A 23,844-nucleotide genomic window follows, 5' to 3' on the forward strand; every position below is an offset into this window, starting at 1 on the left:
AGAGTGGGCGCCTGCACGTATCGGAGAGATCTCATGTCGGATGAATCGCATCATGAGCGAGAGCTGGGAGGCCAGTTGCTGGCTTCGGTTTCTCGCTCCTTCTATCTTACGCTCAAGGCCCTCCCAAAAGAACTGCGGGAGCCGATCTCCTTGGCCTATCTGTTGGCAAGAACCGCCGATACCATTGCCGATACAGCGGCTGTTCCTGCCGAGGTGCGACTGCAATGTCTCGAAGACTATCAGGGCCTCGTTGAAGGCGATACCGCCAAGCAACGCGATCTCACGGAAAGCTTGCAGCAGAAGTTTGCTCCGCTCCAGGAAGATGAGTCCGAAAAGCGACTGATGGAACGCTTTGCCGATGGGCTGGCCTGGCTCAGCACCATGCAAGGGGCCGCGCTCGTGGCGATCCGGCAGGTCCTGCACCACATCATTCGGGGGCAAATGCTGGATATCCGGCGTTTCCCGGGAGATGGCCAGGTGCGTGCGCTGAACAATGCGGAAGAGCTGGATGAATACACCTGGCTGGTCGCCGGTTGTGTGGGTGAGTTTTGGACCGAGATGTGTGCGACCGAGAAGCCGGGATCACTAGCTCCCCAGGTCTCGGTGGAGCAGATGAAAGCCTGGGGCGCCGGTTTTGGCAAAGGCCTTCAGTTGATCAATATCCTGCGAGACGTGGGCGAGGATCTGGAAGATGGCCGCTGCTACCTCCCTGGTGGTTTACAAGGGGATGCGGTCTTGGAAGCGGAATGGTCGCAGTGGTCGGTGGTCTGTCAGGATCACCTGGAATCGGGCCTGAGCTATGTGCAGCACGTGGCCGATGGTAAACTGCGGTATGCGACGGCGCTCCCGCTTCTGCTGGGGATTCGCACTGTGGCCAAGATGAAGCAGGCCACCTGGGCCGAGATCAAAGCGGGCATCAAGATTAGCCGACTGGATGTGGCCAAGATCCTGGCTGAAGCCGCCATCGCCTGCCGGAATCCCGCCAGCCTGGAGAAGCTCTATCGACGGTTAGGGAAGTAAGAGGGGCTTACCCACGACCTCAGACCACCGTGGTATTGACGATCTCGTTGCGCTCGTTCATGAGCAAGCGCTTCGGGGTAATGGGCTGGTCGGACAGACCAAAAGCCATGATGGTGACGATTTGGCCCTGATTGATCAGGTGGGCGGCGGCTCCATTGACGATGATTTGCCCAGAACCGCGTGGGGCAGGGATCACATAGGTTTCCAAGCGGTTACCGCTCGTGACACTGGTCACGAGCACCTTTTCGCCATTCCAAATGTCGGCGGCCTCCATCAAGTCCTCAGGTATGGTGATGCTCCCCTCGTAATGAATGTTGGAGTCAGTGACGGTGGCGCGGTGGATCTTGGATTTGAGCTGAATACGAAGCACGGTGTTAGTGTGCTTACGGGATGCGTTGCGTCAAGGTTGCATTCCCGTTCTCCTGTATGTAACTCTGGGTATGCGTCTCTTTACGCTCACCCTTTCTCTTTTAGTTTTTTTGGGACTCCCGGCCTGCAAGCGGATCGAGTCCAAGCTGGATCGCCTAGCTCGGGCGGCCGGCATCACTCAAGCGCCTGCTGAATCTGCGCCTAAAGCGACAGAACAGCCTCTGACGCCGGAGCAGGTGGCGATGGAAAAACGCCTGCAGGACAACTCGGTTTATGAGGTCCCCAAGGAAGAAGACATAACGCCCAAGTCCGAGGCCTTTGAACTGAATAAGTCCGCAGTCGTTTCTATTCTCGGCTATCATGACTTTCGTGATCGAGGCGGCAGCCCCATGATCATTGCCGCCGGGAAGTTTCGGGACCAAATGAAGGCCATCAAGGAGTCAGGGATTCCTGTTATCCCCCTGAGTGATGTGTTAGCTTGGCGGAAAGGTTTAAAAAATATTCCCGAAGAATCCATTGTGATCACCATGGATGATGGTTGGCAGGGGGTCTATACCTATGCGTATCCGGTCTTGAAAGAGTATGGTTTTCCATTTACTGTTTATGTCTATAAGAAGTATGTTAATATAGGCGGACGTAGTCTAAGTTGGAGCCAGATTAAGGAGATGATGCAAAATGGCTGCGAGATAGGTAGCCACAGTGTCTCTCATGAAAGCTTCCGTGCGAAGAAAGGAAGAAGCGATGCCGAGCATGCGCAATGGGTGCTTGCTGAACTGAAAGACTCCAAGGATTTCATTGAAAAGAACCTTGGGGTTCCATGCACCAGCTTCGCCTATCCCTTCGGCGTTTTTGATGATGCTCTGGCTGAAACGGGACTTCAGGTAGGCTATGAAACGCTGGTGACGGTCAACAGTCAGAAAGTCAATTGGGATACTCCTTTGAGTAAGATGGGCCGTTTTATCATTCATGGGGAAAGCGATACGAACTTCAAGCTGGCCACCAGTTTTCGAGGGCGAGGTGATGTCACTTCCAATCACTTCCTGAAGGCAGACGCCAAAGATGAAGCTGGAAGGAAGCTTTTGGAGATGAGTCCTGCCCCAAATGAAGTCATCACCGAAAGACGCCCGACCATTCGTGTGAACCTGCAACATGTAGGCACCGTGGAGGCGGACAGTGTGAGGTTACGTGTCTCCGGGTTAGGGAGCGTGTCAGCGCAATATGATCCTACCACGATGCAGGTGACTTACCAATTACCGTATCGACTGCGTCGTGAAGACTGCTCGGTGACCCTTAGTTTTAAACGTGCTGCAGGGCAGCCGGATGAGGTGGTAACTTGGAGATTCAAAGTCAATTTAGAAGCTAGCTATCTGCCTCAATCATAATTTGAAGGTTGCGGTATAACCTTTGATTGACAAGAAAGATGAATAGCCAGAGTATTGGCAGAGTTCCCTAACTCAACCAACAACCTAATCATGCCAAAATCTCTTCCTTCTGTTGATCAGCTCACACGAGCTCTTGAAGTCACACGTCAGATTGAAAAACTTCAGGCCGAACTCAACAGCATCCTCGGTGGTAATTACAAGTCAGTCGGCAAGTTGCCCAAAGCTGAAAAGCAGGGCCGCAAAAAGCGTGAAATGTCTCCTGAAGCTAAGGAGAAGATTGCTGCCGCTCAACGCCTTCGCTGGGCTCGCCAGAAGAAAGCCGAGAAGAAGGGCTAATTTCAGCCGGATGGTTTAAAGCCATTCATTTGCCTCGTGCAGGCTTTCAGCTTATGCCGTAGATCCTTATATGGATCTACGGCATTTGCGCTATTTTCAGGCAGTTGCGGAGGAACTCAGTTTCTCCCGCGCTTCCAGACGGCTCTATATTGCGCAGCCTGCCTTGTCGCGTGCCGTCCAGGAATTAGAGCATGAGTTAGGCATCAGGTTGATCGAACGCGATCGAAGAACCGTCGCTTTGACCCCCGCCGGGACTGTTCTCCTGCATGAAACGGCGCTTTTGCTGGAAAGGTTCGAGGAGTCCATTCGTCGGGTCCGGCGCACCGCATTAGGTGAAGAGGGGGAATTGCGTCTGGGTTATATTGGGCCTCCGACTCAACGGTTCCTGGGGCGATTGCTTCACGATTTCCGCCATCGTTATCCCAACGTTTCCGTCCATTTAGAAGAGCGCACCCCTGAGCGAGTCTGGGAAATGGTGGCGAAAGGAAGGCTGTCTGTCGCACTCACTCGACCCCTACCGGGGCAAGGAGGGAGAGCGCTGGAGACGCTGTTACTGCGAAATGAGCCTTTAGGTATTGTGGTGCCAAAGCATCATCGCTTGATGCAGGAAGAAGCGGTGACCTGGGAAATGCTGGCTCAAGAATCACTCATTGTTCTGGCTCGCCGAGAAGGCGTCGGGTTGCACGATGAAATTCTCGCGGCCTGTCGTGCGGCGGGCTTCACGCCGAAGATTGCTTACAGTCCCAGTTTGATGGGCACCGTGCTCAGTTATGTCGAGGCAGGGGCTGGGGTGGGAATTGCGACTGATAGCGTAGCTGCATCGTCAATGCCTTCGGCTTTGCGGTTCCTCCCCGTTACGCCTGAGAAGACAGTGCCTCTGGTCTTAGTGTGGAATCCGGAAGACGATTCACCTACCGTTCAGGCATTTCGAGGACTTGTTTCGGAGTGGTTGAGTGGCGGCAAGCTTTGGCAGACGATGTCTGATTGAGTCAATCTTTGATGAAGCGGCTCCAGATGCAGGAGCCGCTTCACCCAATCCTCACTGATGAAGTCATTTCTTACTGCGGCGGCGGCGCACCACCATCGCCGTCAAAGCTGCCAACAGGAATAAACAGCGACTCGGCTCCGGCACGACGACGACGGTTACAGAAATCGTGCCGTTGGTGAGGAACTGACTGACATCCCAGATGCGGGACAGACTGCTCAGATCAGGCAAGTCAAACTGGGCACTGTTATCGCCACTTCCATCGCGGAAATTTGCGCCCACATCGAAACTCCCACTGAGGGCTCCCATCCAATCCAGTAGATCAAACGTTGCGCCATCGGCGAAGGTGGTATTGAAAGCCTCCCCCGTGAGTGAAGTGCTCACCACCAGTCGCCCGTCAAGAGTCAAGCCGTTAAGACCGCTCACCACAATTTGATCGTAGCTGGATGTCCCTTGGATTTGAAGCTGGCCAGTGCCGTTGGTTGTCAGATTGAGGCTGTTGAGAGTCAGGGTTCCTGTGCTCAATCCACCTGAATCTCCTGGGCGAATGAAGCCTTGTGTGATGGTCGTCGAGCCATTGACAATGCCCGTGCCTGCGAGAGCCGCAGTGGCACCGTTAACGCTCACAGCGCTACTGCCAGAGGTGCTGCCGACTCCAGCTAGGCCCACCTGTAGCGTGCCTGCGGTGATGCTGGTGCTGCCGGTATAGGTATTCGTCGAAGCGAGAGTTTGAACCCCTGAGCCCACCTTCACCAGAGAGAGTGCTCCACCGCCAGATCCGTCTTGAATTCGTCCGCTAAAAATCGTGGAGGTGCTGTCGCCACCCACCGTTAAGATAGCTGCTGTCGCGCTGGCATTCTCAACGACCCCAGACTCCGAACCGGCTAGAGAGCCAAGCGCAATGTTGCGGCCTGAAGTGCGTAACGTCGCATTAACCGTGGTCGCGGAATTCACACCGAAAGCACTCGTGCTGCCCGCGATCAAAGTGCCAGCCTGAACAATCGTCGGGCCCGTGTAGCTGTTGGCACCGCTCAGCGTCAAATTCCCTGTGCCGACTTTCGTGATACCGCCGGATGTGTTGGTGCCGAGCGTTACGGTTCCAAAGGTAACGCCAGAACCACCTCCTCCGATCAACGAAACCGTGGGTGTGCCCGTGTAGTCGGTGCCTGCATTGGTGATGGTGATGCTGGCGATCTTATAGGTTCCGTTGCCGGTGCCGTCATCGACCATATTGGCCACAGCGGTTGCGCCACTGCCATTGCCGCTGATGGAAATGTAAGGGGCACCAACATAGCCACTGCCACCGTTTGTTACTTCAACGGTCACTACGCCATTTCCAGTTGGTGCGGCCAAGTTCTGCCCAATCGTGAGGTTTTGATTGCTGGTGTCGAAGGTTGCACCGCCAGCATAGATGTTGGCTTGGCTCAGGCCCGTCAGGAAGGTGCTACCGCTGGCACTGGTTGCGGCTTTGAGGGTGCCTCCGTTGAAATTAAGGATACTCAATCCGGTAGAGCTGCCTTTTTGAATTTGGCGGGTTGAGTAAATGCCACCGTTAAGATTCAAGATGCCTGTGTCGTCCACGCCTTGTGCCAAAATGGTGTTGCCATTGATCGTCACTTGTGATGTGCCCGCGACAGTTTGCTCTCCTCGCAGTCCTCCCGAGTTGGTCGTGCGGTTGTTATAACCGATTCGATGACTGAGGGCTGTGATGCTTCCCCCTGTGAAATAGGCGACGCCTCGTGCAGAGGATATTCCATCCGAACCATTGCCGCCGACTTCAAGTCCGTTGCCGATGCTGATGGTGATGGAACCTCCTGACTGATAAAACACACCCGTCGATCCCGTGGCTCCACCGCCCATTCGGAAGCGAAATGATGTCGTGCCGGTATCGGTGAGCGACCCTCCGTTCATTTGATAGAAGCCATAGGATGGGGAGGTCGTGCTATTGCCCAAATTGATCGGGCCAACGAGGGTGAGGTTACCGCCGTTTTGATAGAAGGCCCCAGAGCTTCCACTTGCTGTGCCGATCAAAAGTCCTGACGTCGAAGAGGCGTTGATGGTGGAATCTGGTCCCATCACGAGAATGCCTTTTGAATTGGTCGCATTGGCGACGCTGATGGAGGTTGCTCCCGTGGCACTGCCGGAAACATTCAACGTGCCGCTTGTTACGATCAAGGAACCGATAAAGGTGTTTGCTCCAGATAGATTGAGTTGACCCGTGCCGCTTTTGGTTAGGCCGAAAGAGCCGCTGATATTTCCGCCCACGGTAAGAGCATTGGCACTGTTATTCGTCCATGTTTGGGAGGCTCCCAGGATGATGTTAGCATTCAATGTGACTGCTCCTGCACCTGAGTTAACGACAATCCCCGTAGCGTCTGCGATGGTAAGCGCGTTACCATCCGCATTCAGGGTGATTCCAGCCGAGTCGTTCACGACAAGGTTTCTGACTGACATAGGAGCTCCTAGAATCATTGAGCTTTGTTGAGTCGCTCCTGTGCTGGAGAAGGTCACTGTAGCCCCGGCTCCTGGAGTCAACGCGGTGGCTCCTGTGCCGTTGGAATTGGTGACCCAATTACTGGCTGTGCCGTTGGAGAGCGCCCAAACATTGTTGCCAACGTCGAGTCCCCCCTTCCAGAACACGCTCGTCAGTGCAGTTGCACTCGCCACGTTGACACTGATCGTTGTATCGGTGGCGTTAAAGTTGCTAACGGTGAAGTTGGTCGCGTTGTAGAGCTTGCCCAGGCTGTAGGTAGCACCTCCCGAGGTGAGGCCTCCAGCAGCGGTCAGGAGATTATGGGTGCCTGCACTAACGGAGCCCCCTCGAATGCCGAAGATATCGACGGTAATCGCGCCACTCGCCGTAGCTGGGCTTGAACTCTGAATGACTGATTGACTGAGGGTGCCTGCGACAGCGGTGCCTAAGGTACTGCCGCCATTCAAAGTTAGGCTTCCAGTGCCCAGATTCAAGGAACCTGCCGCCGTAGGCTGATAAGCAAAAATGGCCCCCGAAGCGATGTTCAGTCCGCTATTGGAACCTAAAGCTGAGGTCGAAGTCGCAATTAGCGTGCCCCCATTCACCTGGGTGCCGCCTGTGAAGCTGTTCGTTCCGGATAGAGTCACAACACCTGATGTGGATTTAACAATACCCGCCGAGCCTCCCAGTCGGCCGGAGACGGTGCCTGCCTGGAGATTGAACGTTGAGGTGCTAGTCAGGACTCCGGTGCTGCTGGTGATGCTGCCACCGGTGAGGGTGACTCCAGCGACGGTTTGATTGAAGCCTTGTAGAGACAACACGCCGCTGCTGACGCTGATCTGACTGGCTGTATTGACCTGATTGGCTTGAAGCCAAGTTGCTGTGCCACCTGCCACAATGAGATTACCTGCGATAGATGGCGCGCCAGTTGCATTCAACTGGAGGACGCCTTCGGCTACGGTGGTGCTACCGGTGTAACTGTTGCTACCTGAGTAGATCAGAATGCCTGTGCCTGTTTTGGTGAGGCTGCCCGCTCCGCTGAGAATGACGGTGTCCTGAATCGTGGCCGTTTGAGAGCCACTCACATTCCAGGTGTGAGTGCCTGAGGTGTTGCCCGTGTTATTGAGCACGATATTCAAACCACCGGTTAGGCCATTGATAGCGCTGACTCCACTGACCGTTTGATTGGCTCCGGCAATGTTACTGATGGTTCCATCCACCCAATTGAAGTTGATCGTTGCCGCATTGGCGCCCGCGCCTGAGCCGACGGCACCACGCTGGATGGTGGTGGCATTCAGCGTGCCGCTGTAGAGATTGAACGTGCTATTGATGGTCTGTGCCGTCGTTGTGGCCGCCTTATCCGCCAAGGTCAGCGTGCCGACCGTGATGGTGCCGCCATGGAGGCTCAAAGTCGCGATGGAATTACCGGATGAGTTGGCTCCTGTCACGGCTGCCTGTCGGCCGAGAATGATCGTGGTGGCGTCCAAAAGACCGCCTCCCATGATGAAGCTGGCGGTGGTGATTTTTCCGGTCGTTCCGTCCCGGGAATTGACGCCAATGCTGAGAGTGCTGACCAAGGCATCCAGTGTGCTGTTGACAGTGCCACCCGAAGTCAGATCCACGGTGCCCATGGAATCGGTGACGCCACTATTCACTGGAGCCACGGAGATCGATGCGCGACCCACGCCATCCGTAGCGCGGATTTTCAGTGTTGGGTTAAGGGTCGTTGTGTCGAAGTCCAGAACACCCGTGGTCTTGCTGACACCCACCACAATCGTCGAGGCATTGATCGTGTTGGTTTGCCCCAAATGAAGGGTTCCGCGGTTGAGCGAGTTAACCCCTGTGCTGAAACCACCGATATTGACACTGGATGCCGTGATGGTGTTGTTTTGTGCGAGCGTGAGCGTGGCGGCGCCAATCGTGCTGGCTTGAGTGAAATCGGTCAGACCACCGACGTTAAAGGTGCCCGTGCTGCGGTTGTAAACGAAGTTCGTCAACCCACTCATCGTGACCGTTTGAGTATTGGATGCGGATGTCGCATTGCCGCCACCCACCTGGAAATTACTGCCGTTGACCGTCAGTGTTCCACCTGCCCCCGTGATGGTATTGACGCTGGTGGTGCCAGTGGTTTGGAAATTCAGCGCGGACAGCGTCTGGCTGGTGTTGCCGATATCGAGCGTGGAGTTGTTTGTGCCGCTGAATGAGACGGCTCCGGTTGATAACAGTCGGTTGTCTCCGCCACGCAATGCCAGCGTGCCGCCCGTAACAAGGGTGTTTCCTGCGTAGGTGTTGGCTCCAGAAAGCTCGAGTGTGCCAGTGCCCAACTTCACCAATCCCAGTGGGTTCTGCTGATTGTTGGTATCTCTGATCTCCGAACCGTAACTGAAAACACCCCCTGTGGCGTTGGTGGTATCAAAGCCCAAGAAGGAACCTGCCTGGAAGCCGCCCGTGGCACTGCCTAGTGATTTAATGATATCGATGTGCGAGGCTTCGAATTCACCTGCACCACCGACGTTGAAGGCTGCGGTGGCTCCGGCTTGAACAGTGATGTTGTCGCTCGTCCAAGCCGAGGTCGCACCGGCATACAGAGAACTGACTTGGCCGAAAAGAACGGTGCCAGCACTAATGGTTGTGCTGCCAGAATAAGAATTGGCTCCTAGCAATGCCAATGTTCCTGTGCCTGTTTTGGTGAGGCTTCCCGCACCACTCAGAGTCACGGTGTTTCTTACCGTTGCAGTTTGGGTGTCACTGACGTTCCATGTGTGAGTGCCCGAGGTATTCCCCGTTGTATTGAGCACAATGTTCAAGCCGCCCGTTAGGCCGTTGACAGCGGTGCCTCCATCGACGGTTTGATTCGAGCCTGTGATGTTGCTGATCGTGCCATCCACCCAGTTGAAATTGATTGTGGCCACATCGGCGCCAACACCCGTGCCAGCCGTTCCACGTTGAATGGTGGTCGCATTAAGTCGGCCGCTGTAGAGGTTGAAAGTGCTGTTGATGGCCTGAGCCGTCGCCGAAGCTCTCTTGTCAGCGAGCGTAAAGGTGCCTGCCGTGATGGTGCCGCCATGCAAGCTCAGAGTGGCATTGGCGACACCGGAAGAATTGCCCGCTGTTATAGAACTCTGCTGGCCTAGGATGATCGTGGTCGCGTCCAAGGTGCCGCCCCCCATGATGAAGATGCCCGTTGATGTTTTGCCAGGGGCACTATTACGGACGTTCAGTCCGATCGTGAGTGTGCTGACCAGAGCATCCAGTGTACTATTCACGGTGCCACCTGAAGTTAAATCCATGGTTCCAAAAGAATCCGTGATGCCGCTATCCACCGTGGAAACCAAAATGGAAGCGCGCCCGGTGCCATCGGTACCACGGATTTTCAGGGTTGGGTCCACCAGATTTTGGAAATCGACGATCCCGGTCGTTTTATTCACCCCGACAACAATGGTCGAGGCATTGATCGTATTGGTTTGGCCCAGATGAACCGTGCCGGTATTGAGTGAACTGAGTCCGGTGCTCACCCCACCGACGTTAAAGCTTGCTGCGGTGATCGTGCTAGTTTGGGCGAGTGAGAGGACTCCGTTGCCCGTGGTGCTCGCTTGTCCGAAGTTTGTGGCACCGCCTACGGTGAAGCTGCCACCACTGCGATTATAAACAAACGCGCCAAGGCCGCTCATATCCACGGTTTGAGCATTGGATGTCGCTGTCGAGTCACCTCCGCCCACCTGAATGTTGCCGCCAGTGACAGTGAGTGTTCCACTGCCTACAATCGTGTTAACACTGGTTAGACCCGTGGTTGCAAAGGTGAGCCCGGCCAAGCTCTGATTGGTGGATCCAATGTCAAAGCGGCTGCTAGCGTTCCCCGCGAATGTCACACTACTCGTTGTTGCTAGACGATTGTCACCACCGCTTAAGGTCAGGGTTCCCTCAGTGATGCTGGTTCCACCCGTATAGGTATTGGTGCCGGTGAGAGTCCACCTGCCAGCACCACTTTTGACCAAAGCTAAAGCGGAGGCTCCACCATTGCTGATGCTCTGGCTGATCGTGTTGGCTCCCGCATTGCCGCCAGCCAGATTCAGCGTCATTGTTCCAGAGGTCGTGCCACTTGAGATGCCGCCTGCGATCTCGAGTGTCGTTGTGAGGGCTGGACTGTCGTTTTGAATCGTGAAACTACCTGCCGTGGAAGCTGACTCGGGAGACAGTACGAGCGGAGCCTGAATGATAAACGCCTGCCCAGTGGTCGATAAAGTGGATGACAGCGAGATTGATCCCGCATGACCCATCGTTAGGGTATTGCCGCCCAGGGCTCCCAGTGTGAAGCTAGTCGCACCTGTATCCAAGAGGACACTCCCTACCGTGGCATTGGCAGATAGGCTGACATTACCAGCCATTCCGATGTTAAAGACAGCCGTATCGAGAATACCCGGCACCGAACTCGGATTCCAATTCGCTCCAGCATTGAAGTCACCGCCAGCCGGATTTTGCCAGAGCAACGAATCCGCTACTGCATTTGATATTGCCGTTAGGCAAAGGTATAAGGGCAGCGCTCTGAACAAGAAGCGCATTTGCGAAGAAAACGCAAATTTGTGCAGCTGGATATGTTGCATGTAAAAGGGGGGGAATGATACAGGCTGCGGCACTGCGATCTCTCAGCAAATACCGCAATTAAAATCAAAGTTTCTCACATAGTCAGTATTAGGGGCGACTCCAGCTAAAAAACACCTGGATTTGCTCGATTATCGGCGCACGGTTCAATGAAAAGTGTCTGCAGACTTCACAATACGGGTGAAATAGGTTTGACTAAATGTATGGCTAAACCGCGCTCTTTCCTGGCCGCTTCGGTTCGTTTCGAAGGTGTGTTCGATGTCGTGCTTTTGTTAGGCCTCAGTGGTGCTTGGTTGGGACTGTTGGGTCGTTTTCATTGGGCGTTGGATTTGCTCAGCCACTTTCGCTGGCAGTATTTGTGCTTGTGCTTGGGGCTCGTCGCTTGGGCTCTTTTTCGGAGGCGTCAGGTGCTGCTGGTGGTGGCTATGAGCACACTGCTGCTGAACGGATGGCTTATCGGGAGCCTTGCTTTGCAGACAAGTCAGTATCGTGTCCCCCAAGGGGATAGATTGCGAGTGGTGAGCCTCAATGTTCTGACCTCGAATTCCAACAAGGAAGATGTTCTTGAATACTTACGCCAAAAGAAGCCTGATGTGATCTTTCTCATGGAGGTGGATGCGGGTTGGACTCAGGCGCTACAAGCGTTGAGGTCTGATTATCCCCATGGTTTAGTGAGAGATCAGACCGACAACTTTGGCGTGGCGCTTTTGAGCCGTGTACCTCTCAGGGATGTTCAGCTTTTCATCACTCATGGGTCAGACATGCCTTCGATTCATGCTTCGTTGAATTATGAGGGGCGTGATCTCATCATCCTGGGCACACATCCGCTACCACCGATGAATGGGGGAATGGCACGCAGTCGGGATGCGCAGCTGCGCGGGGTCGCTGACTGGGTCAGACAATCTCCGGTGCCCGTGCTGGTGATGGGAGATCTGAATGCCACCCCGTGGTCGCACGGGATGAGAGTTCTACGAGCGGGTAACTCTCTGGCTTACCGTTGCCCTGACCCGGCATGGCAACCGACGTGGAATCCCAACACGCCATTCGCTGTGCCCATTGATCATGCTCTCTGCACACCGCCTTTGATCATCGCAAGTCGGAAGATCGGGCCCGATGTGGGGTCTGATCATCGGCCTCAAGAGCTGGAGATCACCTGGGAGTGAATGTGGTGAAGGGTCAAGTCAGCGATAACCTCTTCTTTTCCTGATGGGCTTCATACCCCGCAAAGGCGATGGGGACGACCACGAGAAAAAACATCCAGATATAAGTGAGCTCCTGGTGGAGAGTGGCTGTGGGTAGAATCCAGCCCAAGGCCGCGACGATCAGGCTGCTGCTGGTCCAGACCCATCCTGCGAGGCGATGCGTCTGCCGCCAGACATGCTCGGACTTCAGCGTCCAAGGAATGCGGATGCCAACGTATTTGTTAGGCTTGAGTTTACCGAAGAAATTCCCCATGAAGGCCAATAGCAAGGCGGTGAGGGTCACGACCCACCTGCCCACATCGGGGCGATGGCCGAGGGCTGCGGTGATTTGAATGATGGTGATCGCAGCCAACATCAGACTGATGCCGAGACGAATGAGGCGTGTGGCTTTGCCATGGGATGAAAGTTCTCCATCGGAAGAACGGTGGCGCTGGCGGTCACGGCTCTCGAGCCAGAAAATGAGAGCAAAGGTGATGAGCATGGCTCCGGGCATTACCAGGAGTCCCCAAGTTTTAGACGCATGCCAATTGACTTGGCCTTGTAGATTCCACTGCATGGGCACGCGATCCGTCGCATAGGGCATGGCTATGAAGGCCGCCGCGATGGGGATGATGAGCAGCAAAAGCTGAAGCCATTCTTCGCGGAGGAAATGATGAAGCTTGGTTTTCATGAGTTGGATGTGCGGGGTGAGAGTCTTTTGATCGCAGCGGCTTTCTTGGCTGCGACTCGAGGCGTTTCGACAAGCGTGCGCAGCCAGACCATCACATCTTCCACCACGCTGGTATTGAGATGGTAACGGCGGAATTGGCCTTGGCGCTCTTCTTCGATCAGTTCGGCCTGACGAAGTAGATCCAAGTGATGCGAAACCGTTGGCTTGCCCACTTCGCAGGCCTCGGCGATTTCGCCCGCTGTCAGCGAGCCTCGTTTGAGCAACTCAAGAATCTGACGCCGCGTGGGGTCGTTCAGGGCTTTGAAAAGCTGGTTCATGGTTTGATAATTCGATAATTATCGAAATAATGCAAGCCGATTTTTACCTTAAAAAGATGTTGGTTGATTCGATGAAAATGAAGACACTTTAGCTTCACATGTCGGATTCCAACTCTACAAACCCATTTAAAGACTCAAGGATTCCGTCTGTCACAATTTTAGAGCATTTAATCACTGCAAGGCAGTGGGAACAGCTTTTGGCAAAGGCTTCAGAAAGACTTGCATACGATGGATTTGATCTGCCGGGACATCGAGCGTCAGCTTTGGCCTTGCTGAATCTTTATCGAGCTGGGGATGCATACAATCATGTTTGTCTCCTATTGAGTTTAAATCCAGATTATGATTATCATCATTTGTTAGCTGCTCAAGTTGCTAGTCAGCAAATGAAATGGAGTGTCGCTAGAAGACATCTTGCCGAGGCACTTGCTTTAAATGTCGAAAATATAGATGCGCACCGCCTCATGGCAGGAGTCTTGGTGTTGTTGGGAGAAACACAGCAGGCATTAATTCATGCGGATATAGCCCTCCAGTTAGATGCGGGCAATGTTCACTCATGGAGCACTCGTGAAATGGTTATCGAGTCTCAGACAGCCCATTTAAAACATTGGCAAGAGAGGTTCCATGTTCTTGGATGTGGTTTGGCAATTAATCCGATTGATCCGTTTTTACAATGGCGGGTAGGCAGGATCTTGTTATCACTTGAAAAGAATGCCGCTGCCGAAAAATGGTTTGGGCGTGCATTATCGCAAGATCCCTGCAACCCTCTATTTATAAGCGATTGGAGAGACTCGGTTGAAAGAAGGAATTTTATCTGCCGATGTCTGTCTTATCCATGGCGGCAGGGACGAGTCTTTTGTGGCCTGTTTGAGAGATTTAAATCACAACCCGATACCTTAGGACCTCAAATACTGGCTTTCCAGTCTTGGTTTATTGTCCTCATTTGGTGGGTTTTCTCTTGGTTTTTGATTGCTCCTATTGGTTGGTTCTGGCGTTATTTTATGTTAATTCATCCATCGTTCGATGTGAGCTGGCAACCACGTCGATGGTTGCGCCAACAAGCGACATTCGTTCGCGTGCTTTTGATGACTATCACATTGGCCATCTTGGGGGGAGGTCTATACTACTCAACACCTGTTGAGTGCTTCAATGCCTGGATTACCTTGAGTTTGATTCATTTAGGCAGCACAGCCTTTGTGACGATGCTTTTTGTCGGAGCAAGATGGCTGACATCTCCGAGTCCTCCGAAAAGTTGGTTAGAATAGGTGTGAAGGATTTGCTTTGAATGGTGTTACGTCGTTAAATCCTCTCGCCTGTCGCACGGACGATGACGAGAACGATGATGGCCATGAGGATCATCAGGAGGCTGATGGTGACGGCAGTTTCCAAATTGCCGGCACTGAGTTCCAGCCAGATGGTCGTGGGAAGGACTTCGGTTTTAAAGCGAGTGGTGCCGGCAAAGACCAAGATGGGGCCAAACTCCCCCAAGCTACGTGCCCAGGCAATGCAGAAGGCGGCGATGAGGCCGCGTCTTGCGCTGGGAAGGCCGATCTGCCAAAAGGCTTGAAAGCGCGTGGCCCCCAGGGTGAGGGCCACCTCTTCCGGCCTGGGAGAAAGATGATCGAAGGTGCTGCGCACGGTGCGGATGGCAAAGGCTGCCGCGACGACGAATTGCGCCAGGATGACGCCTGCGATGGTATAGGTGAATGGGAGTACGGTTTCGATGGCTTTCCCGAGTTGCGTCTGAAAAAAGATCAGCAGGCACAAGCCGACCACCATGGGCGGGAGGACGATGGGGATATCCAGAGCCGCATCCACCCAGGTCTTGGCTGGGAAGGTGCGGCGAGACATCAGATAGCCGATGGGAATGGCGACGAACGAGGCCATGACGGCCGCCGTGGTGGAGGTGACCAAACTCAGCCCGATGGAATAGCGGATCTCTGGTTTCGCCAATGTGGTAATCCATGTCTGCGAGTCGCTGTAGCTGGCACTGGCCCCGATGAGCAGGAGCCAGAAAAGGAGGTAAGCTGCGGCCATGAAAGTTAAGCAGAACCAGAAGGTGCGAGAAGACATGAGAAGGGGGCTGGAGACTGTAATGGCCTCCGGTTCCGGGCACAATGTCCGAGAATCTCTGGATGGGGAATTGAATGTCCCTTGCCCGCTCTGGCATCTGATTCTAGTTTATCTAGTAACTGATGATCCTTTGCCTCGAATCCTCCCTCCTTGGGGGCCATCTCTCCAATGAAGTGCCCGGTCTAGTCACGGGCATGCTGCATGTGGCGGGATGCAGTCAACCTTTGAGGATCGAACTCGTGGGCAATTTTTTGCGAGATATCGCGGGATGCCGGGTGGATCTGCACAACCCTTTGCCCCACGGCAACCTGGAAGATGTTTCGTGGCTGGCTCCTCTACAGCATGGGTTCTGTGGAGTCATGACAGCATCTTATCGAGTGGCCAAAATGCCGCGCAGACGTGTGGCGGGCGAGACTCTTCTGCCTGAGCCTGCCGGGCTCAAGAATCTGCTGTTCATGGAATGGTTCAATCAGCAGGGGCAGCGTATTTTGATCCAGTCCTGGCATCTCCAAATGCGGGTGAGTGCTCCGGCATGGAAGATGAGTGAGCAGGAGGAAGCGACCCTGTTACGGCAGTCTCGTGCACGTCGGAAGCACTTCTTGCTCAATCAGCGGAATGAGGCGGATCGAGCCAATGCTCTGCATGCTCCAGGCATGGCCGACCCGTTTGAGCCGCATGATCTCAGTTCAGTCAATCCGTTCACGACTCTGGAGAATGCTCAGCCGAATGCGGAGATGCAGTCTGGGGAAAAATCGAGTTCATCCAGTCCGGCTAAGCGCTCGACAGCATTGGCTCAGGAACTGCGTCGGTTTGAACAGTTGCTCGTCTTCAATGAAGATGTGAGGACGCGTCCAGCCGTGATGCATCTGCTCTCGACCGTCGCTGACTTGACGGCGCATCTCGTGCACGTTCTGAAGCAGTTTTCTGACGAAAAGAATGCGCAGTGGCAGTTCTTGGTGGTGGATTTGGAGCAGTCGCTTCCCCTGTTTGCAGCCGCCTTGAACGCCACGGATAAAATGGTGCTGCACGCGACCCCTGGAACGGATTTGGAATGGCTGGCGATGGTTCAGGCCAGTCTGCTGAACATTGAATTGCGCATGCGCGAGCTTCTGAGCCTGCTGCGTTGAGAGGATTAAGCGGGAGGTGCTTTTCCCAGAGTAGCGCCACGGATAAAGTCAGGCATTAGTCGCGGTGTTTCATGAGTCAGAGGCCCATTTTTGCCGCCAGAAATGATCAGGCGATGCAGCTTGCGTGCAAAGGCCTCCGCACTGCGGCGGTAGCGAGTTGGTTCGGGGTAAAGATGCTGGAGGAAGGGTTCATCATCGCGGCTGACCAAGGAGATTTGAGCGGGAAGACGCACCCCATGCTGGAGCAGCCAAGTCTGGGCTGTGGCGAAGTGGTCTGCTCTGAGGATGAACCAACCCGTTGGGAGAGGTCGGGCTTCCAGGCTTTGGCGTAAGACGGCCACCACACCATCTGGCGTTTCGTTATGATAAGCGAGGCTGACGGTGGCGGGCCCGGCACCCTCCTGAAATCCGGTGATGCTTTCTTCATCGCCTGCCAGAGCTGTTCGAGACCCCACGACGAGCAGATGCCGGTGTCCCAAGGCCACAAACCTGGATGCGGCATGGCGGGAGACGGCGCGATAGTCCGTATCCACTTGGGGCAGGGAAACTCCGGCATAGCGGGACCCGGCTAAAATGGTGGGCAAGCGGCGTGTTTCAAACCAGCGCTGCATGGCCAGAGTGGAGCGGTGGAGGACCCAGACGACTCCAGGGTGTTTGGCCGCCAGGGCCTCTAGAGCCGTGCTTGGAGAGCGGCGGTAGGCTGCTGATTCCACTTCTGTCAAAAGCTGCCAGCCGATGCCCTCAAGGCTGCGACGTAAGGCCTCCATCCAGAGGAGTGTTGTGGATGAGAGGGCATGAAATGGAACGGCCAAGAGTAGCACTGCCGTTTGCCGAGCAGCCTCGGTGGGGGCGATTTTTCCTGTGACTTCGCGCCTTTTGCCCGCACGTGTGGTGAGCCATCCTTCAAGCTCAAGCAGGGCCAGTGCTGAGCGGATGGTGTTACGCCCTACTTGCAATTGCTTGGCCAATTCCAGTTCTCCAGGGAGAGTCTGGGGCCAGGTGCCGAGCTGGATTTGCTCTCTCAGGAACATGGCGGCCTCCAGAGCTCTAGGCGATCTGGGAGGTAATGCATGGGAGGCGCTGGGTGGCATAATACGGCTGCGAAATTGACCCCCGACTTCCCCTGGAAGACGGCAGGGAACTATCGGCCAAAAGCCTGAATGAAACCGACCTCGAGAGCCAGGCTTTCATTCACATTGGTGTGGAGGTAGGACTCCAGTTTGCGCAGGGTCTGGAGTCTGCGCATCGTCTCTCCAGGTTCCCACCGCTGGGCAAGCACGGCTGTAGCTCGGGCCTGTTCGGGCAGATCCAAATTTTCTGCTCCTACCTGGTGGCGGGCGACGTCCCCCATCCAAGCCAGAAGAAGATCCATCAGGGCATCACGTTCCTGGAGGTAGCTGGCTTCGATTTGTGCGGTGATCTGCTCCTCACGCTGTTTCAGCCACGTGCCATCCGTGGTCTGTTTATAGTGGTCCTGTTCTTTTTCGAATTCCTCTTCCTGCTCGTCTTTGATGTCGTCGTGCAGTTCTTCCAGGATGGCTTGGAAATCCGCTTTCAAAGCAAAAGCGGCGGAGATGCTGCCACTGTTTCCTGCGGTAAGCTTTTCCAAGACGGCCAAGAGTTTTTCCTCGTGATCGCTGAACTGCCGAACCCCTGAAGGCGGCATGAGAGAGATCTGAATGACCCGGGACCGAATCGTGGGTAGGAGCTGTCCTGGCTGGGGGGTCAGTAGCAGCAGAAGTGTTCGTGGTGGAGGTTCCTCCAGCGTCTTGAGGAAGGCATTCTGCGCCTGCTCGTTCATGCGGTCAGCATCCACAATGACACCCAGCTTATAGCCGCCAGGGCCCGTGGTGCGATGAATCATCCTCTCCAGATAGCGGACCGTGCCGACTTCATCTCCGGCCTTGCCGATGGTGATGCGGCGGGATTTGCTCTCCGGGCGCAGAATGATGGCACCCTCCTGAGACCAATCGTCCAGATTGTCATGATGGGCCGCAGTGACCAGGCTCATCATTTGCGCCGCAAATCCTTCGCAATTGGCAGCGCGCGGCCCTGTGATCAGATAGGCATGGGCAAGGCGCCCGAGCTTCTGCGCACGAGTGATCAGGGAGAGAGCGTGGTCAGACTTAAAGGGCATGGCGGCTACGGGATTGGACCTGAGTCCAGACCTCTTCGTGAATCATTTCCGGTGAGCGTGCGGCGTCCACTAAAAGGATGCGCTGAGGATCTTCTGCGGCCAGTTTGAGATAGCCCGCACGGACCTTTTCAAAGAATGCTAAGGGCTGGCTTTCCATCCGATCCAGGGGACGGCCTGAGGCTTGAATACGCTGCCGGGCCAACGCGGGGTCCATATCCAAAACGAGGGTCAAATGGGGCAGGGTGCCTCCGGTGGCAAAGGCATTGATGGCCCGCACACTCTCCAGCGGGAGCCCCCGAGCCATGCCCTGATAGACCGTTGTGGAGTCCAAAAAGCGATCCAGAATCACGACCGCGCCCGCCTCGAGTAAGGGCCTGATTTTTTCCCTGACAATCTGCGCACGGCTGGCGGCAAAGAGGAGAAGCTCCGCCTCAGATGACATGCCTTCTCCAGCCTTCGCATGCTGGAGGAGGTGGCGAATCTCCTCACCCACTGCCGTGCCACCGGGCTCACGAAGCACTTCCACTTGGCTTCCTGCCCGCTCCAGCCGCTCTCTGAGCAGTCGGATCTGAGTGGACTTACCGCAGCCTTCAGAGCCCTCAAAGGAGAGAAAAAAACCGGCGGAAGAAGTCATGTGTGTTGGAGGAAAGAACGGAGAAAGGAAGGTGGTGAGGTTTTTTTAGCGTGGGGAAACCTGATGTCGAACAAAAGCGTTTCGATTTTCGGATTGTATCGTATTTCTCCCACCCCAATCTAATGATACCCACTCCACCTTTTGAATTCGCGGCTCGTGATTCGAAGCAGACCATCGAAGAAGGTCTGGCCTTCGCTCCTAAATTTGATGAGAACGGTCTCATCGTGGCCATGGCGGTGGATGCTCATACCGACGAGGCCCTGATGCTGGCTTACATGAATGAGGAATCCCTGCGTTTGACTTTGGAGAAAGGACAAGCTGTGTATTGGAGCCGCAGCCGTAAGGAGATTTGGCACAAAGGAGCGACCAGCGGAGAATTCCAGGAAGTCGTCGAGATCCGCACCGACTGCGATCAGGATGCCCTGGTTCTGCGCGTCATCCAACACGGTGGGGGATGCTGCCACACCAAGCGCAACAACTGCTTCTATCGCAAGCTCGTGGTACCTAAAAACGGTGGCCTCGTGAAACTGGCGATGGTGGAGTAAACACAACGCAATCGGCTATTCATCCGAATAGCCGTGAGTGATAAATTTGAACGGCATACCTGTTGGGCATGCGTGCGGTTTCCCGTTCAGCGTCGCGGGTTTATATTCGCCGCTGAGGATGGCGTTGGAAATCGTTTCGCGAAACTCTGCGGGTACGTCACCGAAAATGTGAATGTTTTCGGGACGTCCTTTAGCATTAATAATGAAAGTTGTGAATACTATTCCCGTCTTTGTCGGATCAGGGTGTTTGATATTGCTGGGCGCTTTAGCCAATTTAGGCCGCACTAGCTTTTCTCCCCTGCGTTCCTTCATCTCGATTTCATCAATGAGTTCCGGAAAGCTGCTTCGAATAAGCCAGTGACGGAAATCGAAAATAAGACCTTGTTGGCTTTTAGCCGCATTGACTGCCTCGGGATTGGCAGATTCGGCAAAAGAGATTTTCACCTGCATCGGAAATTCCGTTGGGCACCCCGCGATACTGCCAGGCTTGAATTTCCACTGACTGAGCGCCCGCTCAATGGATGCTACATAGGTTTTTGGAGCAGTTCCAATCACCTTTATCTCACTGACTTGGCCAGAACGATCCACCCGCATGACGGCCCAAACGCTGCCCGAAGCTGGGAGGACGGGATACTCAGGTTTGGGTGAATAAACAAGCTGGGGGTAAAGGACTTGGTCTCCCGCTTTGACGTGAGCCTGAACTGTTCGGTCGAGGAGAGGAAATGCTTGGCGTTTAGGTGTTGGAGCGGAGCAACTGGCGATTCCCAAAAATACGGTTAAAAAGCTACAGAACTGAAGAGATGGGTGCATGAGCGGGAGTTGGCTGGGCGAGGGCCTCTAATGGAACCTCAGCGTATGACAAAACGAATCGGAAATTTGATGCACGAGGTGTGTGGTTTTCCCCGAAGGAGGGCCGGTTTGAAAACCCAGTGACGTAGGGCCTTCTCAATAGCGGGACGAAACTCTTCTGAGCCTTCGCCATAAATAGCAATCCCCTCTGCTGTTCCTTGCTCATTAATAATAGCCAAGACATTCACTGTCACAGAGGTGTGCTTGTTCTTTGCGTGGGGTCTTTTCAAAAACGACTCAGGCATGCGTGGGGTCACCGTTTTTATAATTCTGGGATCTTGAGTCGGTATTCCCTGTTTCTGGTAACTCTGCCACTCAGCGTAGGCGCGAGTATATGTGTTGTCGACGCCTTGAGGCATCTTGAGCGCAGAATTGGTTGTGCACCCTACGAGCATCGAAAGAATGATAAAAGCTGGGAAAAGCAATGTGATGGAGGTCGTCATAAGGGTGACGTTGCCTAAAACAGAAACGGAGCCTGTCAAAACCACAGCCTATTTTATTCAGGACCTCTCCTTGACGCTGCGGCTCGTGTTTCTATGATGATGCGCCCAAGCCTGGGCTCTTCTGTTTTACGCCCCCTCTACATCATGGCCATTCTCGTTGATACTGACACCCGCATCCTTGTTCAAGGCATCACGGGGGACTTCGGTTCCCGCCACGCCAAGGCTTCTCTCGACTACGGAACCCAGTTGGTGGCCGGTGTGACCCCAGGGAAGGGGGGACAATCCTTCGACCATGGCAGCCATAAGGTGCCCGTGTTCGATACGGTGTCTCAGGCTGCTAAAGAAACCGGTGCAACGGTCAGTGTGATTTTCGTGCCTCCTCCCTTCGCCGCAGACGCCATCCTCGAAGGGGTGGACGCTGGTCTGGATCTGGTGGTCGCCATTACCGAAGGCATTCCCGTCAATGACATGATCAAGGTCAAGGCTGCGATGAAAGGCAGCAAGACCCGTCTCATCGGTCCGAACTGCCCAGGTTTGGTCACTCCAGGCCTCGGCGAAAAATCCCACGGTGGCTGCCGTATCGGCATTGCTCCAGGCTACATCCACAAGCGTGGCAATGTAGGCGTGGTGAGCCGTTCCGGCACCCTCACCTATGAGGCCGTGTGGCAGTTGACCACTCGCGGCTACGGCCAGAGCACCTGCGTCGGCATCGGTGGTGACCCTGTGAATGGCACCAACCATCTGGACATTCTGAAGATGTTCAATGAAGACCCCGAAACTGAAGCGATCATCATGATCGGGGAGATCGGTGGTAACGCCGAAGTGGAAGCCGGGCGTTGGGCCAAAGACAACTGCAAGAAACCTATCGCTGCCTTCATTGCGGGTGCTACAGCCCCTCCTGGACGCCGCATGGGCCACGCTGGTGCGATCATCGGCGGTGCCGAAGACACCGCTGAGGCTAAGAAACGTATCCTCAGTGAGTGTGGTATTTCTGTGGCCGATTCTCCTGCTGATATGGCTGCAGCGCTGCTTAAGGTCTGGGGCAAATAAGAGCCTCCATTTTCAGACGATGTAAATAAAAGCCGCCTCATAACAGAGGCGGCTTTTTTGTGACTGCGGATTTGCGCACTTTGAATTATTGTTGGTTAATCCGCGCGTGTAAGGCAAAAAACTGGTAGTTTCAGACAACTTAGTCATGTCTGAAAACATTCAAGACTTAGGAGTCTTGAAGTGGTCGGGCCGGCGAGATTCGAACTCACGACCTCTTGCACCCCATGCAAGCGTTCTACCAGGCTGAACTACGGCCCGACCTTTTAGCGGAGCCTCTGCGGCTCGGCTGGGGACGTGGATACTGGAGTTGAGCGATGGATTTTGCAACTGAGATGTTTGAGATCAGTGAAGAATCTTCACTTTTTTTTCAAAGCTGCTGGTGTTGTTTTAGGGGGTGTTTCTCCTTGAGAAAGTGGTGGTCTTCAGGAATACGTTTAGCATGACGATACTGCCGGAGCCGGATAGGCGTGTTGATTGGGGGCCTAAAGGCTCGCAGATGATTCTCACGTTGGCGTGTGTCGTGGTCGTTCTGACCGGGATGAAGGCGGCAGCAGGGGTTCTAGTGCCGATGGTCTATGCCTTTTTCCTGGCAGTGCTCAGTTTTCCTTTATTGCGTTGGCTCACGCGGCACAAGGTGCCAGGGCCGATTGCCTTGGGCATTACTTTGCTGATGAACTTGGGCGTGTTGGCAGGGCTGATCACGCTGGCCGTTCGCTTGCTCATCAGCTTCAATTCAGATCTGCCTCGTTACCTGAGAGGTGTTCAGCGAAATCTGACGGATTTCGGCGTCTGGTTAGATGAAAATGGGATCGTGGGCGCGAAGGACACCATCAATAGTCTTTTTGATTGGAACACGATCATTGGTTACGCAACACAGCAGGATGTGATGTCTCGCATCGGTTCCATGCTGGGCAGCACCTTTGGCACACTAGCGACCGTGTTTGCAGGACTGGTGATGATTTTAATCCTGATGATGTTCATCCTCATAGAAGCCACGGGCACACAGAGGCGGTTGGCTGCTGTCAGAACGTCAGGAGGGCCTGATTTCAGTGGTCTATTGCGCAGTGTGTCGGACATCCAGAAATACTTGGGTATCAAGACTCTCATCAGTGCTCTCACTGGCCTGTTGGCAGGGGCATGGTGCTGGTTTTTCGATCTTCAGTATCCGCTTTTGTGGGCCATTCTGGCGTTTGTTTTCAACTACATTCCCGCCGTTGGAAGCACGGCTGCCAGTATTCCAGCCATCGTGGAAGCCCTGGTTCAGCACGGCGGCGGTGCGGCCATCGGTATCGCCATCGGTTATGGAGGCATCAACTTCGCTCTCGATAACTTTGTGCAACCGACTTTGCTGGGGAACCGCTTCGGCATTTCGGCCTTGGTCGTGGTGTTATCCGTGATCTTTTGGGGGTGGCTTTGGGGGCCACTTGGGATGTTCTTGGCGGTGCCTCTGACGATGGTGATGAAGGTGCTCCTGGATAACAGTGAGGAGTTTCGCTGGATCTCGGTCGCGATGTCGCAGAAAAAAATGCGCCGCGGAGAGGTGGAGATGGTGGGTTACGATCTCGATGAGAATGAGATCGTCGGCGGGGGAGCCAGCACGGAAAAACCCGGACACTGAAGCGTGTGCCCGGGTTAA

Annotated in this window: 20 protein-coding genes and 1 tRNA gene; 10 read left to right on the forward strand and 11 right to left on the reverse strand. The window is 54.5% G+C overall.

Annotated features, from left to right (window positions below):
- Positions 1-33 precede the first annotated feature (33 nt).
- Positions 34-1,020: a phytoene/squalene synthase family protein gene (locus tag B5D61_RS07545; RefSeq protein WP_078812727.1), complete on the forward strand. Its 987-nt coding sequence runs from the start codon at positions 34-36 to the stop codon at positions 1,018-1,020.
- A gap of 19 nt (positions 1,021-1,039) precedes the next feature.
- Here B5D61_RS07545 and panD read toward each other — a convergent pair whose 3' ends face one another.
- Positions 1,040-1,390 (reverse strand): aspartate 1-decarboxylase, encoded by a 351-nt coding sequence (panD, locus tag B5D61_RS07550; protein ID WP_078812728.1) that lies wholly within the window; start codon positions 1,388-1,390, stop codon positions 1,040-1,042.
- Between the two features lie 70 nt (positions 1,391-1,460).
- Here panD and B5D61_RS07555 point away from each other — a divergent pair, with 70 nt between their 5' ends.
- The 3 genes from B5D61_RS07555 (at position 1,461) to B5D61_RS07565 (ending at position 4,095) form a co-directional block, all read left to right on the forward strand.
- Complete coding sequence (locus tag B5D61_RS07555) at positions 1,461-2,771, forward strand: polysaccharide deacetylase family protein (RefSeq protein WP_078812729.1); 1,311 nt, start codon at positions 1,461-1,463, stop codon at positions 2,769-2,771.
- Between the two features lie 90 nt (positions 2,772-2,861).
- The gene (locus B5D61_RS07560; protein WP_078812730.1) at positions 2,862-3,107 is read left to right on the forward strand and encodes a hypothetical protein; all 246 of its coding nucleotides are present in this window, start codon (positions 2,862-2,864) and stop codon (positions 3,105-3,107) included.
- A gap of 70 nt (positions 3,108-3,177) precedes the next feature.
- Complete coding sequence (locus B5D61_RS07565; RefSeq protein ID WP_078812731.1) at positions 3,178-4,095, forward strand: LysR family transcriptional regulator; 918 nt, start codon at positions 3,178-3,180, stop codon at positions 4,093-4,095.
- A 63-nt stretch (positions 4,096-4,158) separates the two neighbouring features.
- Here the strand turns inward: B5D61_RS07565 and B5D61_RS07570 are convergent, their stop codons facing one another.
- Positions 4,159-11,124 carry an autotransporter-associated beta strand repeat-containing protein gene (locus B5D61_RS07570; RefSeq protein ID WP_176159281.1) on the reverse strand — a complete coding sequence of 2,322 codons (6,966 nt, stop codon included), beginning with the start codon at positions 11,122-11,124 and terminating at the stop codon, positions 4,159-4,161.
- 243 nt (positions 11,125-11,367) lie between these two features.
- Here B5D61_RS07570 and B5D61_RS07575 point away from each other — a divergent pair, with 243 nt between their 5' ends.
- The gene (locus tag B5D61_RS07575; RefSeq protein ID WP_176159282.1) at positions 11,368-12,327 is read left to right on the forward strand and encodes an endonuclease/exonuclease/phosphatase family protein; all 960 of its coding nucleotides are present in this window, start codon (positions 11,368-11,370) and stop codon (positions 12,325-12,327) included.
- Between the two features lie 13 nt (positions 12,328-12,340).
- Here B5D61_RS07575 and B5D61_RS07580 read toward each other — a convergent pair whose 3' ends face one another.
- Positions 12,341-13,036, reverse strand: a complete 696-nt coding sequence (locus B5D61_RS07580) for an SdpI family protein (RefSeq protein WP_078812734.1) — start codon at positions 13,034-13,036, stop codon at positions 12,341-12,343.
- Positions 13,033-13,353, reverse strand: a complete 321-nt coding sequence (locus B5D61_RS07585) for an autorepressor SdpR family transcription factor (protein ID WP_078812735.1) — start codon at positions 13,351-13,353, stop codon at positions 13,033-13,035. The genes B5D61_RS07580 and B5D61_RS07585 overlap by 4 nt, the downstream gene beginning before the upstream one ends.
- 98 nt (positions 13,354-13,451) lie before the next feature.
- Between B5D61_RS07585 and B5D61_RS25625 the strand changes: the two genes are divergently transcribed.
- On the forward strand, positions 13,452-14,615 hold the full coding sequence (locus B5D61_RS25625) for a tetratricopeptide repeat protein (RefSeq protein WP_139373123.1): 1,164 nt from the start codon (positions 13,452-13,454) through the stop codon (positions 14,613-14,615).
- 34 nt (positions 14,616-14,649) lie between these two features.
- Here the strand turns inward: B5D61_RS25625 and B5D61_RS07590 are convergent, their stop codons facing one another.
- Positions 14,650-15,423: an ABC transporter permease gene (locus B5D61_RS07590; protein WP_078812736.1), complete on the reverse strand. Its 774-nt coding sequence runs from the start codon at positions 15,421-15,423 to the stop codon at positions 14,650-14,652.
- Positions 15,424-15,545: 122 nt separating this feature from the next.
- Here B5D61_RS07590 and B5D61_RS07595 point away from each other — a divergent pair, with 122 nt between their 5' ends.
- Positions 15,546-16,550, forward strand: coding sequence for a hypothetical protein (locus B5D61_RS07595; RefSeq protein ID WP_078812737.1), 1,005 nt, complete (start codon positions 15,546-15,548; stop codon positions 16,548-16,550).
- A gap of 5 nt (positions 16,551-16,555) precedes the next feature.
- Here the strand turns inward: B5D61_RS07595 and B5D61_RS07600 are convergent, their stop codons facing one another.
- The 3 genes from B5D61_RS07600 to tmk all read right to left on the reverse strand — a co-directional run bounded on the left by B5D61_RS07600 (position 16,556) and on the right by tmk (position 19,321).
- On the reverse strand, positions 16,556-17,581 hold the full coding sequence (locus B5D61_RS07600; RefSeq protein ID WP_176159283.1) for a substrate-binding domain-containing protein: 1,026 nt from the start codon (positions 17,579-17,581) through the stop codon (positions 16,556-16,558).
- A gap of 110 nt (positions 17,582-17,691) precedes the next feature.
- Positions 17,692-18,687: a hypothetical protein gene (locus B5D61_RS07605; RefSeq protein ID WP_078812739.1), complete on the reverse strand. Its 996-nt coding sequence runs from the start codon at positions 18,685-18,687 to the stop codon at positions 17,692-17,694.
- Positions 18,677-19,321 carry a dTMP kinase gene (gene tmk / locus B5D61_RS07610; protein ID WP_078812740.1) on the reverse strand — a complete coding sequence of 215 codons (645 nt, stop codon included), beginning with the start codon at positions 19,319-19,321 and terminating at the stop codon, positions 18,677-18,679. The genes B5D61_RS07605 and tmk overlap by 11 nt, the downstream gene beginning before the upstream one ends.
- A gap of 122 nt (positions 19,322-19,443) precedes the next feature.
- Here tmk and hisI point away from each other — a divergent pair, with 122 nt between their 5' ends.
- A complete protein-coding gene (hisI, locus tag B5D61_RS07615) occupies positions 19,444-19,866 on the forward strand; it encodes a phosphoribosyl-AMP cyclohydrolase (RefSeq protein ID WP_078812741.1) in 423 nt (140 codons plus the stop codon).
- Between the two features lie 15 nt (positions 19,867-19,881).
- Here hisI and B5D61_RS07620 read toward each other — a convergent pair whose 3' ends face one another.
- Together B5D61_RS07620 and B5D61_RS07625 are read right to left on the reverse strand one after the other, a co-directional pair.
- Positions 19,882-20,676 carry an energy transducer TonB gene (locus B5D61_RS07620; RefSeq protein ID WP_139373124.1) on the reverse strand — a complete coding sequence of 265 codons (795 nt, stop codon included), beginning with the start codon at positions 20,674-20,676 and terminating at the stop codon, positions 19,882-19,884.
- A gap of 38 nt (positions 20,677-20,714) precedes the next feature.
- Complete coding sequence (locus B5D61_RS07625; protein ID WP_078812743.1) at positions 20,715-21,158, reverse strand: energy transducer TonB; 444 nt, start codon at positions 21,156-21,158, stop codon at positions 20,715-20,717.
- Between the two features lie 144 nt (positions 21,159-21,302).
- Between B5D61_RS07625 and sucD the strand changes: the two genes are divergently transcribed.
- A complete protein-coding gene (gene sucD, locus B5D61_RS07630) occupies positions 21,303-22,208 on the forward strand; it encodes a succinate--CoA ligase subunit alpha (RefSeq protein WP_078812942.1) in 906 nt (301 codons plus the stop codon).
- Positions 22,209-22,389: 181 nt separating this feature from the next.
- Here sucD and B5D61_RS07635 read toward each other — a convergent pair.
- Positions 22,390-22,466, reverse strand: a tRNA-Pro gene (locus B5D61_RS07635).
- Between the two features lie 238 nt (positions 22,467-22,704).
- Between B5D61_RS07635 and B5D61_RS07640 the strand changes: the two genes are divergently transcribed.
- Complete coding sequence (locus B5D61_RS07640) at positions 22,705-23,826, forward strand: AI-2E family transporter (RefSeq protein WP_217698938.1); 1,122 nt, start codon at positions 22,705-22,707, stop codon at positions 23,824-23,826.
- Positions 23,827-23,844 lie beyond the last annotated feature (18 nt).

Source organism: Prosthecobacter debontii, assembly GCF_900167535.1.
GTDB classification, from domain to species: Bacteria; Verrucomicrobiota; Verrucomicrobiia; order Verrucomicrobiales; family Verrucomicrobiaceae; genus Prosthecobacter; species Prosthecobacter debontii.